Here is a 14,079-nt window from a genome sequence, read left to right as displayed (position 1 = left end):
TCCTAACGCTCGAAGATGTCGGTGAGCACCAGGCCGTCGGTGTCGTAGAACTCGTCGACGTTGTCGGCGCGGACGAGCTGGGCCGGCGCAACGACCCAGGGCGCCACCTCCTGGCCCTCCAGCAGCCGGATGGCGGACTCGACGGCCCAGTAGCCCTCCCAGTACGGAAGGGGACTGACGGTGGCTGTCATCGAGCCGTCCCGGACGCCGGCGATGGCCTCGGGCACGCCGTCGGTGCCGATCACCGCGATGTCCTTCCCTGCGGCCTTGACCGCCTGGGCGACGCCGACGGCCATCGTGTCGTTGTTCGCGTAGATGCCCTTGAGATCGGGGTGCTGGCGGATGATCTGCTGAGCGGCGGCGAACGCCTTGTCTGCGTCCCAGTCGCCGGGGACACTCGCGACGAGATCCAGGTTGCCTGCCTCGTCGACGCCCCGTTCGAAGCCGGCGATCCGCAGGATCGCGGCGCTGGAGCCGGCCTGGCCCTCGATCTGCGCGACCTTGCCGCCCTCGGGGAACTGCCGGGCGAACTCCTCGGCAGCCTGGATGCCGTTGCTCTCGTGGTCGGGGCCGACGTAGGTGGTGGCGGCGACGCGAGCGTCGTCGACGTTGACGATGGGCGCCCCCTGGGCCTCCATCGCGCGCAGCGCCGGGGTGAGGTTGGACGTGCTCTCGGGGGCGACGACATAGGCGTCGAAGTTCTGTCCGGTGAGGGTCTGGGCGATCGTCAGCTGCTCGGTCTGTGCCGTCTCGCTGCTTGCCGCCTGTACGGTGACGTCGACCCCGTAGTGCTCGCCAGCCGCCTCCGCGCCCAGGGCGATGCCCTGCCAGTACTGGTTCGTCAGCGCCTTGAGGATCACCGCGACCCGGTACTCCTCGCTGGCCTCGACCTCTCCCAGAGACTCGGCCAGCTCCTCGCCGGGGAGCTCGGCGATACCGTCCTGGTCACTCGTGTAGGTGAAGCTGGTCTGCTCTCCGCTGCCATCCGCTCCGCTGGCGCCAGTCACCTCGGCGGCGCTGCTACATGCAGCGAGCGCGAAGAGCAGTGGGACTGTGGCCGCGACAGACAGGCCGCGCTTGGTACGCATCATGGTGGTCCTCCTTTGGATGAAGACGTCCTCTGTGACGTCTGTAGAGCTGAGCTGGTGCTGTTGAAAAACCGTTTTCCTACTACTCCTGCTTCAGGAACGCTCGAGCGACACGAGATGCTCGGGGTTCCGGCCGGTCAGCCGGGGACGCAACCACACGTACGCCGGACGACGAGATCGGTCGGTAGCGTCAGCGTCGCAGCAGGGGGCACATCGTCGCCGCGCCACCGCGCCTCGATCCGGGCGACCAGGCGCTTGGCGGCCAGCCTGCCGATCTCTCTCGATCTGGAGTCGACGGACGTCAGCTGGACGCCCGGCATGCGACCTACCCAGACATTGTCGAAGCTCACGACGGCGAGATCCCTGGGGACGGACACGCGCCGTCGGTCGCACGCCTCCAGGACTCCCATCGCCATAGTGTCACTGCCGACGAAGACGGCGGTCGGCGGGGACGGCAGGTCGAGAAGTGCATTGACTGCCTCGGCGCCTGCCTCATGGCTGCTCTGCCGAGCCACGATGAGGAGAGACGGATCGACGTCGACTCCCGCGTCGAGGCACTCGCGCTGGTACGCCTCTCGACGGTCAGCAAAGGGGACGACGTCCTGTGGGCCGGCGATGTGAGCGATCCTCGCGTGGCCGTGCTCGACCAGGTGCCGCACGGCCCTACCTGCCCCGCCCTGGTTGTCGACGATAACGCTGCTGACCAGCCCCTCTTCCCGCAGATTCCTGCTGACCAGAACGACATCGACGTCGGCTCCCACCAGCCTCGCGACCTCCGTGGAATCCATGCGCACCGAGGCGATGATGATGCCGTCGACCTGCCGCTGACGCATCGACCGGACCAGGTCCGCCTCCTTGGCCGCACTTCCGTCGCTGCTCCCGAAGAGAACGGTGAAATCACTGGCGTCGAGCTCCTCGCTGACAGCGGCGATAATCTCGGGATACAGCGGGTTGGCGATGTTGGCGACGATGACGCCGACGGTGTTGGTCCGCCGACGCACCAGGTCGCGCGCGATCGCGTTCGGTTGGAACTCGAGCTCGGCCACCGCGGCAGCGATGCGCGCCTGAGTCTCCTTGGCGACGTAGTAGTCACCTCCGTTGATGAACTTCGAGACGGTTCCCTTCGAGACTCCAGCGAGCCGCGCCACATCCTCGATCGTGGGCCGCCTCGTCTCCGAGGGAAACCGGTTTCGCATGGGTTGAACGTAATGTGACCTCGCACACCTGTCAAGCATGTCTTTGCACGGGCGCCCCCAGCAGGCGGCTTCATCGCCGCAGTACCTCCCTCTTGGCCGTAGTGGGGGGTGGAGAAGCCCGGTCGGCTCCTCCGGCTACAGGACGATGAGGCTCAGGACCCAGGTGGCCGCGATCGCGGCGACACCCTCGACCGCCGTCGCGGGCGTGAGGGTGCGGTAGGCGGTGGCGACCGGGATGCGGCTCAGCTGGGAGACGACCCAGAAGTAGGAGTCGTTGGCGTGGGACACCACCATGGCGCCGGCACCGATGGCGAACACCGTCAGCACCCCGCCCATCGTCCCGTCCAGACCGAGGCTCTCGAGCATCGGGGCGACGAGCGCTGCCGTCGTGATGATCGCGACCGTCGAGGAGCCCTGCGCCGTCTTGAGCGCCGCGGCGATGATGAAGGGCACGAAGATGCCCAGGCCCAGGGTGCTGAGGTTGTCGGCGATGAAGTCGGTGAGCTCGCCCGCCCCGAGCACCCCGCCGAAGGCCGCGCCGGCCGCGGTGATGAGGAGGATCGGGGCGGCCACGCCGATCGAGCCGGTGACGATCTCGTTGAACTGCTCGAGCTTCCCGTGCCCCTTGAGGAGCAGGACGCCGAGGGCGAAGCCGATGATGAGCGCGACCGAGGGGTTGCCCAGGAACTGCAGCGCGGTGAGGAGGGTGCCCTCCCCGAAGGGTGCACTGGGCAGGTTCCCGAAGGACGCGAGGCAGATGAGGACGATCGGGACGAGGATCGGCAGGAAGGCGAGCGACGCCGGCGGCAGGGTGCCGTAGCTGGCGCGCAGCTCCTCGTAGGACTGGTCGAGCTCAGGCTCCTCCGCGCTCTTCGGCAGCAGCTCGAAGGTCCTCTTCCGCAGCCGGCTCGCATAGAGGAGGGCCGCACCAGCGGCTACCGCCGCGACGGGCAGGCCGAGCCCGATGACGAGCCCGAGGTCCTCGATGACCCCCAGCTCCCCGGCCGCCGCGAGCGGGCCGGGGGTCGGCGGCACCATCGTGTGGGTCGCGTACAGACCGGTCATGAGCGCCACCGCCATGCCCACCGGGGACACCTTGGCGCGCACCGCGATCGCCTTGCGCAGCGAGTTGAGGATGATGTACCCGGAGTCGCAGAACACCGGGATCGCGACGATGTAGCCGATGACGCTCATCGTGAGGTTCGGGAAGCGGGTCCCGAGCACCTTGATGAGCGCGTCCGCCATCGAGATCGCTCCCCCGGACCGCTCGAGCACCAGCCCGATCATCGTCCCGAAGAGGATGACGAGCCCGATGGTCCCCATCGTGTTGCCGAAGCTCTCGAGGATCGTCGGCACGATGTCCGCGGTGGGCAGCCGGAAGGCGAAGCCGCCGATGATCGCCGCCCCGATGAGGGCGAGGAACGGGGAGATCTTGAGCTTCGCCGTCGTGTAGACGATGGCCGCGACGAGGACGACGAGGACGAGGACGTCGATCATGTGGTGCTCCTTTGCACGCGTCAGTGGTGGGCGAGGAGGCGGCAGACGGTCTCCGCCGCCTCCGCGACGAGCTCGGCGGCGTTGTGCCGCAGCTGCCGCGCGGCGGACGGCCCGCGGGCGATGGACACGGCCGCGGTGAGTCCCGCCTCGGCCACCTCCGTGGCCGTGAGGTCGACCCGCCCGGCGATGACGACGACGGCGGCCCCCTCGCGCGCACAGGCGCGCACGCCGTCGACGACCTTGCCGTGCAGCGACTGCGCGTCGAGGCTGCCCTCGCCGGTGAGGACGACGTCCGCGTCGGCGAGGAGGGCGGGCAGGCCGACGGCATCGGCCACGAGCCGAGAGCCGGGGACGGTCTGCGCTCCCAGCACGGCGGTGAGGGCGGCGGGGATCCCGCCGGCGGCACCCATCCCAGGCGCGCGGAGGAGGGTGTCCTCGTCCGTGCCCGTCTCGTCCGCGAGCGCCGCGGCGAGGTGGGCGAGGCCGGCGTCGAGGACGGCGACGTCGGACGGCGTCGCCCCCTTCTGCGGGCCGAAGACGGCGGCCGCCCCGCGAGCGCCGACGAGCGGGTTGTCGACGTCGACGGCGATGCGCCAGCTGGCCTGGCGGGCCAGCGGGTGCAGGTCGTCGAGCTCGATGTGGTCGATGGCCGCGAGTGACCCTCCACCGGGCCGGGTCGGGTTGCCGTCCCGGTCGAGGAAGCGCGCGCCGAGCGCGCGGAGGATGCCGGTGCCGCCGTCGGTCGTGGCAGAGCCGCCGATGCACAGGAGGATCTCCCGCGCGCCGGCCTCGAGGGCGGCGCGGGCGAGCTCGCCGACGCCGGCGGAGTCGGCGAGGAGCGGGCGCAGGGTGGCGTCACGCACGTGCGGGAGGCCGTTCGCCTCGGCCGCCTCGATGACCGCCGTCGTGCCGTCGGCCGAGAGGCCGTACCGGGCGATGCGGGGGCGGCCGATCGCGTCGGTGACCTCGTGGAGCTGCTCGCGGCCCTCCCAGGCGTCGAGCAGCGCGTCGAGGGTGCCCTCGCCGCCGTCGGCCATCGGCACCGGGGTGATCGTCGCCCCCGGCCCGAGGGCGCGGCGGGCGCCGGCGGCCATCGCCTGCGCAGCCTGCAGGGCGCTGAGGCTCCCCTTGAAGGAGTCCGGAGCGGCGACGACGGTGATGCCCCTGTGCATGGAGGGCAGGCTATGGCTCGATGCCCCACCCGGCACGGGCACACGCGGATGACCTGTTCCCACCTACGCCGCCCGGCCAAGATGTCGGCGCGCACCGCGATGAAGTGCCGACAGGTATCGCGCGCTGAGGGCCCAACTGGGGATGAGGAACCGGTCCAGCCGCCCGCGCTCCAGCGCAGCGCAGCCAAGACTCCGTCACACGTGGTGTGAGGGAATGCGTCCCTTCGCAGGCGCCACCACTGGGACCGGTGCAGATGGCCGGTCGGCGGGGCCCGGCGGCTTCCGCCGTTGGCCCAGTCCTGGTGCGCGGCCGCATCAACCAGCCTGGCGCGCCCCGGCGCGAAGCAGCCCATCGGCCGGTAGAGGTTGCGCAGGTAGCATCGTGCCGATGACCACAGCGCCGCCCGAACTCGACGAGCAGCAGGCCCTCGGCCGGTCGCTGGTCGGCGGCTCTGTGGTCGTTATGGGCGCCGTGGCCTACGCCCTCACTGTCCACTGGGCGTACCGGGAGATGATCGCCCCGACCTTCGGATACCGCGGCTCCACATACCGCACACCGGCGACTGACCTGTACTTCTACGCCATTGCTATCGCAGCGGTTATGGCGCTCTGCCTTCCACGCAAGGTCGAGCGCCCGTCCTCGTTCGTGCTGTGGGTCCTGTACATCGTTGCGGGAGCGCCCTCAGTGCTCCTCGGCCACTACGCGGGCAATCTGACACCTGCGTTGGCCATGGAGACCTCGATCGGTGTCGGCGGTGCATTCGTCCTGACGATAGCGCTCACCCGCTTCTTCCGGATCCGGCGCGTCCCGCGGTGGCGTCCTTCGTCCACAACCTTCTGGCTGCTCATTGGTGGCTTCTCGGTAGCCGTGTATGCCTACCTTGCCTCAACCATCGGACTGCAGTTCCAGATCGTCAGCTTGTTCGACGTCTACGACGTCCGCGACGACTACCGAGAGGGTCTCGCCGCGGCCGGTGGCGTCGGCGGCTACCTCATCTCGTGGCAGGCCAACGTCCTCAATCCAGTGATCATCGCCCGCGGCGCCCTGCAACGGCGTCTCCTCCCGATCCTGGCGGGCGCGTTCGGACAGCTTCTCCTGTTCTCGGCTTCCGGATACAAGACGATGGTGATGTCACTACCTGCGCTTCTCATCGCCGCATGGATCTTCAACCGCAATCCCACTCCTCGCGCGAGGGTCTTCCTGTGGGGCGCCGCTGCTCTTCCTCTTTTCACCATGGCCGTCGACCACCTGTCGAACTCGATCACATGGACCTCGCTCCTGGTGCGCCGGTTCCTCGTCACCCCGGGGCGCATCACCGCCGAGTACGTCGACTTCTTCGACCAACACCCGAAAGTTCACCTCAGCAACTCCATCCTCTCCCCATTCATCGAGTACCCCTACCAGCGTGGCTACTTTCGAATCATCGGTGAGCACGTCACCGGCGCGACCAACGTGTCGATGAACGGCAACGTCTTCGCGCACGGGTACGCCAACGCCGGCTGGATCGGTGCCTTCATAGCCGCCGTGCTCCTTGCCGTGGTCCTCGCCGCAGCTGACTACGCCGCGCAAGGCCTTCCGGCGGCAGTACCTGCTCTTGTGCTCCTCATGCCGGCCATCACTCTGAGCAACTCCGGGCTCAACACCTCACTGTCTTCGCACGGAGTTGCGCTCGCCGTCGTGGTACTGGCTCTGCTACCCCGCGATGGCTGGACACCCAGGCCCCGAACCTTGCTTCTCCGGCGCGAACCCCGCCCCCTGCCCCACTCGACCGCCAGCAACTGAGGTGGCCGGTGAACGGCGCCTATCACGTATGCTGCTCGAGGAGCGTGGCCGCGGCCTCCTGCCGCGTGATGCTTTATCGGCGCATACCGCCACGAGGAGGAACCAATTGTCCGGGGGGACGCTCGCGCGACGGAGTCTGATCGGGCTGTGGGACTGCGCTGCGTGGTGCGTCGCCGTGGCGGTCATCGTCGGGACGCGCTACGAGTTCTACCTCAACGAGGCGCAGTGGAGCACCGTCTTCCTCTACGCGGGGCTCGCATGCGTCACGCAGCTCGTCGTCGGAGCGCTGCTCAAGCTCTACCGCGGCAAGTACCGGGTGGGAAGCTACGAGGAGAGTCTCGGCCTCCTGCTGTCGATGGTGGTCGTCGCCCTCACCCTCATCGTCGCGTTCGCCTTCATCCGGGACCTCGAAGAGTTCCCACGCGGCATCGCGTTCCTCGCCCCGCCGTTCGCCCTCATCTTCATGGCCGCCGGACGCTGGGCATACCGCGCATGGAGGACGCCCAAGCGGTCGGCGAGCGAGGCCACCGAGAACGTCCTCATCTACGGCGCGGGCGACGCCGGCTACCAGCTCCTCCGACTCATCGAGATGGACTCGAGCTCCCCCTACCGGGTGGTCGGGTTCATCGATGACGATCCGGCTAAGCGTCATCTCAACCTGTTCAACGTGCCGGTCCTCGGTGGCCGCGACGCCCTCGTGCGGCATGCTCGTGAGCGGGACGCCACGACCGTCATTCTGGCGATCTCGGCGGCCGGCAAGGCGATGATCGGCGAGGTCGCCGACATCGTCGAAGGCGCCGGGATGAAGTTCCTCCTCCTGCCGCCTCTCAGCCAGATCCTCGGCGGACGAGTCCGTCTGAGCGACGTCAAGGAGGTCGACATCGCCGACATCCTCGGGCGGCGGCAGGTCACCACCGACATCGGCAGCATCGCGGACTACCTCACCGACAAGCGCGTCCTCGTCACGGGGGCAGGCGGGTCGATCGGCTCGGAGCTCGCGCGCCAGGTCCACAAGTTCGGACCGGCTGAGCTCATCCTCCTCGACCGGGACGAGTCGGCTCTCCACGGTGTCCAGCTCTCGATCTACGGCAAGGCGCTCCTCGACACGCCGGACATGGCCCTGGCGAGCATCCGCGACAAGGACGCCCTCCGGGAGATCTTCGCGGCACACCGCCCCGAGGTCGTGTTCCACGCCGCCGCCCTCAAGCACCTGCCCATGCTCGAGCAGTACCCGGACGAGGCCTGGAAGACGAACGTCGTCGGGACGCAGAACCTGCTCGAGCTGTCCGCCGAGTTCGGTGTCGAGAAGTTCGTCAACATCTCCACCGACAAGGCGGCGAACCCCACCAGCGTGCTGGGCAAGACGAAGCGCCTCGCCGAGCAGCTCACGGCCTGGTACGGCCAGCACGCCAGCGGCACGTACCTCTCGGTGCGCTTCGGCAACGTCCTGGGTTCGCGTGGGTCGATGCTCCACACCTTCCGCCAGCAGATCGAGCGAGGCGGCCCCATCACCGTGACCCACCCCGACGTCACCCGCTACTTCATGACGATCCCGGAGGCCAGCGAGCTCGTCATCCAGGCCGGCGCGATCGGGAGCGACGGTGAGGTGCTCGTCCTCGACATGGGCGAGCCGGTGAGGATCCTCGACGTCGCACGACGGCTCGTCACCCACTCGGGTGAGGACATCGACATCGTCTTCACGGGCCTGCGCCCGAACGAGAAGCTCCACGAGGATCTGTTCAGCGAGAACGAGACCGGCGTGCGCCCGAACCACCCGCTCGTCTCGCACGTGTCCGTGCCGCCGGTCGATCCCTCGAAGCTCGATCGACTCGCTCGCGACGCCGACTGGCACACCCCAGCAGAACCGCAGCACCCGGCTGACGAGAAGGAGCACACCCGGTGACCGACCGAATCCTGCTGTCGCCGCCCGACACGGGACCCGCCGAGGAGGAGGCCGTCGTACGCGCCCTCCGTGGCGGGTGGGTCGCGCCGCTCGGCCCCGAGGTGGATGCCTTCGAGCAGGAGATCGCCTCCTACACGGGCAGGCAGCACGCGGTCGCCCTGTCCTCAGGGACCGCTGCCCTGCACCTGGGCCTGCTGAACCTGGGGGTCGGCCCCGGCGACGTCGTCGTCACCGCGACGATGACCTTCGCCGCCACTGCCAACGCCATCGTCTACACGGGCGCCGAGCCCGTCTTCGTCGACTGTGACAGCACGGGCAACCTCGACGTCGAGCTCCTCGAGCACGCACTCGCTGACCTCGCTGACCGGGGCAGACGGGTGGCGGCGATCGTCCCGGTCGACCTGCTGGGGAAGATCGCGGACTACGAGCGCATCATCGAGATCGCTGAGCGCGCAGGAGTTCCGGTCCTGTCCGACGCCGCAGAGTCCCTCGGCGCACGACGGAACGGCAGCCCCGCGGGAAGCTTCGGAACCGCAGCGGTCCTGTCGTTCAACGGCAACAAGGTCATGACGACGTCCGGCGGCGGCATGCTCCTCACCGACGACGCCGAGACGGCCGCGAGGACGCGGTACCTCGCCACCCAGGCCCGCCAGCCGGTCGTCCACTACGAGCACACCGACGTCGGGTACAACTACCGCCTCTCGAACATCCTCGCTGCCATCGGACGCGCTCAGCTCGGTCGCCTGGACGACATGATCGAGACTCGCCGCGCCAACCGGTTGAGGTACCGCGAGCTCGTGGCGGATCTCGGGGGCGTGACGCTCTTCGGCGTGCCCGACGGCTCCGGGGGAGGACCGACCCGCGACAACTTCTGGCTCACCTCGGTGCTTGTCGAACCGGAGGGCGGCGCGCAGGCCGAGCTGATCAAGCACTTCACCGACCGCCAGATCGAGGCACGGCCGCTCTGGAAGCCGATGCACCTCCAGCCGGTGTTCGCCGGGAGCACCTCCTACGTCACCGGCACGTCCGAGCGACTCTTCCGATCAGGTGTCTCGCTGCCCAGCGGCACAACTCTCAGGGACGAGGACTGGGAGAGGATCTCCGGGGCGCTGCGCGCATTCGCGAACGGCGACAGGGCGTCATGACGGAACGAGCAGTCACCGTTCTCATCACCTCCGCAGGTCGCCGCAACTACCTCGTTCGCTGGTTCCGCGAAGCGCTCGAGTCCGTGTCCCCCCGTTCGCGCGTCGTCGTCGCTGACGCCAGCCCCGATGCCCCCGCACGCGCAGAAGCGTCCGCCTTCGAGCGTCTTCCCTCCATCCGGGACGAGGCGTACCTTCCCACCCTGCTGCAAATCTGCGACAGGTACGAGGTCGACGTCGCGCTCAGTCTCAACGACTACGAGCTGTCCCACTGGGCGCGTACGGAGATGCTTGCGACGCCCTCGACGCAGTTCCTCCGGCTGTCGGAACGCACGCAGGCAATCGTCGAGGACAAGTTCGAGCTCGCGTCGCACTTGGACGCTCACGGGCTCCGCTACCCGCCGACCGTCACCGCCGCCTCATACCTGTCGGGACGAGACACTCTGCCTGGCGCGTCGCGGCTCGTCATCAAGGCCCGTTACGGCAGCGGGTCCTCGGGCTTGGTGATCACCGACGCCGACCGTGCCGAGCAGGCGATCTCAGGCGCGCTCCCGCACGCGCACGACCGCACAGGTTCGCCTCTCGGCTCACCCGCCGTTGCGGCGGAGGCATTGGTCGTGCAGCCCTTCATCGCGGGCCAGGAGCACGGCCTCGACGTGGTGAACGACCTCGGCGCTAGGTACCAGGCGGTTCTGGCGCGCACGAAGCTCGCGATGCGCGGTGGTGAGACCGACCGGGCCGAGACAACGGACGCCTCGCCGTTCCGCGAGACCGGCGCACGTCTCTCCCGCGCCCTCGGACATCGGGGCCTGGTCGACACCGACGTCATCGTGGACGGAGGCGATCAGCCCTGGGTCATCGACGTCAACCCGAGATTCGGTGGCGGATACCCGTTCAGCCACGTCGCGGGCGCGAACGTCCCGCTCGCCATGGTCCGATGGCTCACCGGGCGTCACCATGAAGACGCCCTCGAGTATCGGTCCGGCTGCCGCGGAGCCAAGTACATCGAGGTGGCGGGGATCCCCAGCGATGAGTGACACCGTCGTCCGGCGAGCTCGCCGGACCAAGCGCATCTTCGACTCCCTTGCCGTTCTCGCGAGCTCCCCGGTCTGGGCGCCGGTCACGGCGGCCACCTACCTTGCCGTTCGGATGAGGGACGGGAGCCCCGCGATCTTCCGGCAGACGAGGACCGGGCTCAACGGTCGTCCGTTCGAGATCCTCAAGTTCCGGACGATGGCCGCCACGACAGGTCCCGTGCAGAACACCGCCGTCTCGGACGCGGATCGGCTCACGCCCCTCGGTCGGTTCCTGCGGCGCACGAGCCTGGACGAGCTCCCTCAGCTGATCAACGTCCTCCGCGGCGACATGTCCCTCGTGGGACCCCGCCCGCTGTACCCGCACTACATGCCCCACTACACGGGCCGGGAGCATCGCCGGCACGCGATGCGGCCGGGCATCACCGGTCTGGCTCAGACCAGCGGCCGGAACAACGTGGGTTGGGAGGAACGCCTGGAGACCGACGTCCGCTACGTCGAGAACTGGTCGTTCCGCGGCGATCTCGCGATCCTCCTCGCCACCGTCATGGGAGCGGTGCGGTCGAGCGACGTGTCGGTCGTGGCCGGTGAGACCGGCGAACCGCTCCACATTCACAGGTCGTACCCGACATCGGACACTCTCGGCCTTCGCCGGTTCTCCGTCGGCGACATCCCCGCACGCGTCGCGTGGATGAGCGACCCAGAGGTGCGGCGGCACATGCGGCTCCCCGCCAACCCGTCTGTCGACGAGACCACTGCGTGGTTTCGCAGAGTTCTCCGGGACCCGACACGGGTCGACCTCGTCGTCTACCAGCGGTCCGACGGTTCTCCCGTCGCGATGCTCGGCGCCCGGATGACGCCGGCACACACACTGCCTGAGCTCTACCTCTTCGTGGCGCCCGGACGCCACGGAACTGGGGTCGGCACCCAGTCCATGTCGCTGTTCTACCGTTGGCTCGACACGACGGGACGGTTTCCCGGCACCTCCCTCAGCGTCGCCAAGGACAATCACGCGGCCGTCCGCCTCTACGAGCGTTTCGGCTACACGACGGACGACGCCGACGACGACCGGCTGCGCATGTCACTGTCCGTCGAGGACTGGAGGTCGCACCATGTTCGGTGAGAGCCCTGTCGAACGGTTCGACCGTCTTGGCGAGGCGCTCGAGGTCGAGCTCCTCGCCAAGCGCGACGACCTCCTGCCGTTCCCGCTCGCAGGCAACAAGTTCCGGAAGCTCTCGGCCGAGCTCGCACAGGCCGAGACCGACGGTGCGGTCTGGATCTCCAACGGAGGCGTCTCGTCCAACCACTGCCGGACACTGGCACTGATGGCTGCGCAGAGGGGCGTCGGCACGCACCTCGTCCTGCATGGGCAGCCGTCGGCCGACGACCCCTCGCTGGCGATGTACGCGCGTCTCGGAGCGTCGTACGACGTCGTTCCGCCCTCCGACATCGCCTCCACCATCGAGGCGCGCGCATCGCAGTACGCGGCGGCCGGCCTGCGGCCGGAGGTCATCCCAGGTGGGTGCCACACCCGGCTGGGCGCGATCAGCTACCGGGACGCGACACGTTCCGTCATCGCCTCGGTCCGGCCCGACGTCATCGTCGTCGCGTCCGGGACGGGGGCGACGCAGGGCGGAATCATCGCCGGTGCGGAGACCACGGCGGTGTCCACCCGCGTCATCGGTGTCTCAGTGGCCCGTTCCCGCGCTCGCGGCGAAGGCGCAGTGGCCGAGGCGGCAGTCTGGGCCGGTTCGGAGCGGCCACGGGTCGAGTTCACGGACGAGTACGTCGACGGCGGGTACGGTGTGGCGTCGTCGAGGACCCACGCTGCTGTGCGCCTGGGCTGGCAGCACGGCCTCCCCCTGGATCCGACGTACACGGGCAAGGCCTTCGCCGGACTTCTCGGTCTGGTTGCCGACGGCACCGTCGCTCGCGGCTCGCGCGTGCTCTTCTGGCACACAGGTGGGCTCTGGAACGCCCTCCTCGCGACCCACCCTTCCCCGGAGGCAGGAACGTCATGACACGCCGGCCGGAGCGCCCCCTTCGCATCACCTACATCCACCAGCACTTCCATCTGCCGTCCGAAGCGGGCGGGTCACGCCCCTGGGAGTTCGCGCGACGACTCGCCGCACGCGGGCACACTGTCACGATCATCGCCGGGGGCAACGTCTCGTCGGACTCCACTCACGAGGGCGTCCGCGTCCTGCGCGCGAGGTCCCGATTCTCCACGGAGATGACACGGCGCCGCAGGCTGGCGGCCTTCGTGCTGTTCATGCTGAAGAGCTCCGTAACAGCCTCCCGACTACGTGCCGACGTCGTCCTCGCCAGTAGCACGCCCCTCACCACCGCTGTCCCCGGCATCATCGCGGCGTGGGCACGGCGCTGCGCCTTCGTCTTCGAGGTGCGGGACCTGTGGCCCGAGGCGCCCATTGCTCTCGGCGAGCTGCGGAGCCGCCCGATGATCTGGCTGGCGCGCACCCTCGAACGACTCGCCTACAAGCGGGCGGGACACGTCATCGCCCTGTCTCCCGGGATGGCGGAAGGGGTCCATGACGTCGCGCCCTCAGCCCCCGTCACAGTCGTCCCTAACGCGAGCGACATCGCACTGTTCACGATGGACGAGCAGAGACGTCAGTCCGTGCGCGCGGAGAACGGCTGGGCAGGCAAGACCGTCATCCTCTACGCAGGAAGCATGGGGCGTACCTACGACCTGCCGTGGATCGTCGACGTCGCGGCGCACCTGCCGGCCGGTCATACGCAGTTCGTCGTCTGTGGGGCGGGCGCCCAGCTCGACCGCCTCCGCGAGCAGGCGACGAGTGCCGGTCTGGACGCAGACAGCCTCCTCGTCGGAGCGAAGGCGAAGAGCGAGATCGCCGACCTGCTGCCTGCCGCTGACTTCGCCGTCTCGACGTTGCTGGACAACGACGTGCTCCACGTGAACTCGCTCAACAAGGTGTTCGACGCCCTCGCTGCAGGTCGCCCGGTGCTCTTCAACCACGGCGGCTGGCTCAGTGACCTTGTGTGCGAGGCAGGTGCGGGGTGGCGGCTCAGCCGCGATCCCCGCGCGGCGGCCGATCAGCTCGTCGAGCTGCTCTCCCGAGATCCTGACGTCGTCGTGCGGGCGTCGGCGGCCAGCCGAGGGCTCGCCGCGAGCATGTTCAGCCGGGACGACCTGTTCGAGCGCTTCGAGGCTGTCCTGCTCTCGGCTGCACGACGGTAGCTCGTGGACCGCACGTCGCCGGTCGCCGCCTAGCGTCCATCCAC

At 68.9% G+C, this 14,079-nt stretch carries 11 protein-coding genes; 7 read left to right on the top strand and 4 right to left on the bottom strand.

The window, feature by feature from the left end; translation table 11 throughout:
* Positions 1-2 precede the first annotated feature (2 nt).
* The 4 genes from AA0005_RS06160 to AA0005_RS06145 form a co-directional block, all read right to left on the bottom strand.
* Complete coding sequence (locus AA0005_RS06160; protein ID WP_413452532.1) at positions 3-1,091, bottom strand: substrate-binding domain-containing protein; 1,089 nt, start codon at positions 1,089-1,091, stop codon at positions 3-5.
* Between the two features lie 134 nt (positions 1,092-1,225).
* Positions 1,226-2,284, bottom strand: a complete 1,059-nt coding sequence (locus tag AA0005_RS06155) for a LacI family DNA-binding transcriptional regulator (protein ID WP_413452531.1) — start codon at positions 2,282-2,284, stop codon at positions 1,226-1,228.
* 135 nt (positions 2,285-2,419) lie between these two features.
* Positions 2,420-3,781, bottom strand: coding sequence for a GntP family permease (locus AA0005_RS06150; RefSeq protein WP_413452530.1), 1,362 nt, complete (start codon positions 3,779-3,781; stop codon positions 2,420-2,422).
* Positions 3,782-3,801: 20 nt separating this feature from the next.
* Complete coding sequence (locus AA0005_RS06145; RefSeq protein WP_413452529.1) at positions 3,802-4,953, bottom strand: glycerate kinase; 1,152 nt, start codon at positions 4,951-4,953, stop codon at positions 3,802-3,804.
* Positions 4,954-5,341: 388 nt separating this feature from the next.
* On the opposite strand from AA0005_RS06145, the gene AA0005_RS06140 reads away from it, so the two are divergent.
* From AA0005_RS06140 to AA0005_RS06110, 7 genes are all read left to right on the top strand, one after another.
* A complete protein-coding gene (locus tag AA0005_RS06140; RefSeq protein ID WP_413452528.1) occupies positions 5,342-6,736 on the top strand; it encodes a hypothetical protein in 1,395 nt (464 codons plus the stop codon).
* A 175-nt stretch (positions 6,737-6,911) separates the two neighbouring features.
* Positions 6,912-8,639, top strand: coding sequence for a polysaccharide biosynthesis protein (locus AA0005_RS06135; RefSeq protein ID WP_413452527.1), 1,728 nt, complete (start codon positions 6,912-6,914; stop codon positions 8,637-8,639).
* A complete protein-coding gene (locus AA0005_RS06130; RefSeq protein ID WP_413452526.1) occupies positions 8,636-9,784 on the top strand; it encodes a DegT/DnrJ/EryC1/StrS family aminotransferase in 1,149 nt (382 codons plus the stop codon). Before AA0005_RS06135 ends, AA0005_RS06130 begins: the two co-directional genes overlap by 4 nt.
* Positions 9,781-10,818 carry an ATP-grasp domain-containing protein gene (locus AA0005_RS06125; RefSeq protein WP_413452525.1) on the top strand — a complete coding sequence of 346 codons (1,038 nt, stop codon included), beginning with the start codon at positions 9,781-9,783 and terminating at the stop codon, positions 10,816-10,818. Before AA0005_RS06130 ends, AA0005_RS06125 begins: the two co-directional genes overlap by 4 nt.
* On the top strand, positions 10,811-11,938 hold the full coding sequence (locus AA0005_RS06120; protein WP_413452524.1) for a GNAT family N-acetyltransferase: 1,128 nt from the start codon (positions 10,811-10,813) through the stop codon (positions 11,936-11,938). The genes AA0005_RS06125 and AA0005_RS06120 overlap by 8 nt, the downstream gene beginning before the upstream one ends.
* Positions 11,928-12,836, top strand: a complete 909-nt coding sequence (locus AA0005_RS06115) for a 1-aminocyclopropane-1-carboxylate deaminase/D-cysteine desulfhydrase (protein ID WP_413452523.1) — start codon at positions 11,928-11,930, stop codon at positions 12,834-12,836. The genes AA0005_RS06120 and AA0005_RS06115 overlap by 11 nt, the downstream gene beginning before the upstream one ends.
* On the top strand, positions 12,833-14,035 hold the full coding sequence (locus tag AA0005_RS06110) for a glycosyltransferase family 4 protein (RefSeq protein ID WP_413452522.1): 1,203 nt from the start codon (positions 12,833-12,835) through the stop codon (positions 14,033-14,035). Before AA0005_RS06115 ends, AA0005_RS06110 begins: the two co-directional genes overlap by 4 nt.
* Positions 14,036-14,079 lie beyond the last annotated feature (44 nt).

It is taken from the genome of Georgenia phoenicis (assembly GCF_047302425.1).
Lineage (GTDB): Bacteria > Actinomycetota > Actinomycetes > Actinomycetales > Actinomycetaceae > Oceanitalea.
Note: the sequence above shows the minus strand (reverse complement) of the source record. Positions and strands in the feature narration are given on the sequence as shown.

What these genes read in the sequence shown, in the direction of transcription:
- AA0005_RS06160 (WP_413452532.1), bottom strand. Translation starts at nt 1,091, where the DNA reads ATGATGCGTACCAAGCGCGGCCTGTCTGTCGCGGCCACAGTCCCACTG.
- AA0005_RS06155 (WP_413452531.1), bottom strand. Translation starts at nt 2,284, where the DNA reads ATGCGAAACCGGTTTCCCTCGGAGACGAGGCGGCCCACGATCGAGGAT.
- AA0005_RS06150 (WP_413452530.1), bottom strand. Translation starts at nt 3,781, where the DNA reads ATGATCGACGTCCTCGTCCTCGTCGTCCTCGTCGCGGCCATCGTCTAC.
- AA0005_RS06145 (WP_413452529.1), bottom strand. Translation starts at nt 4,953, where the DNA reads ATGCACAGGGGCATCACCGTCGTCGCCGCTCCGGACTCCTTCAAGGGG.
- AA0005_RS06140 (WP_413452528.1), top strand. Translation starts at nt 5,342, where the DNA reads ATGACCACAGCGCCGCCCGAACTCGACGAGCAGCAGGCCCTCGGCCGG.
- AA0005_RS06125 (WP_413452525.1), top strand. Translation starts at nt 9,781, where the DNA reads ATGACGGAACGAGCAGTCACCGTTCTCATCACCTCCGCAGGTCGCCGC.
- AA0005_RS06120 (WP_413452524.1), top strand. Translation starts at nt 10,811, where the DNA reads ATGAGTGACACCGTCGTCCGGCGAGCTCGCCGGACCAAGCGCATCTTC.
- AA0005_RS06115 (WP_413452523.1), top strand. Translation starts at nt 11,928, where the DNA reads ATGTTCGGTGAGAGCCCTGTCGAACGGTTCGACCGTCTTGGCGAGGCG.
- AA0005_RS06110 (WP_413452522.1), top strand. Translation starts at nt 12,833, where the DNA reads ATGACACGCCGGCCGGAGCGCCCCCTTCGCATCACCTACATCCACCAG.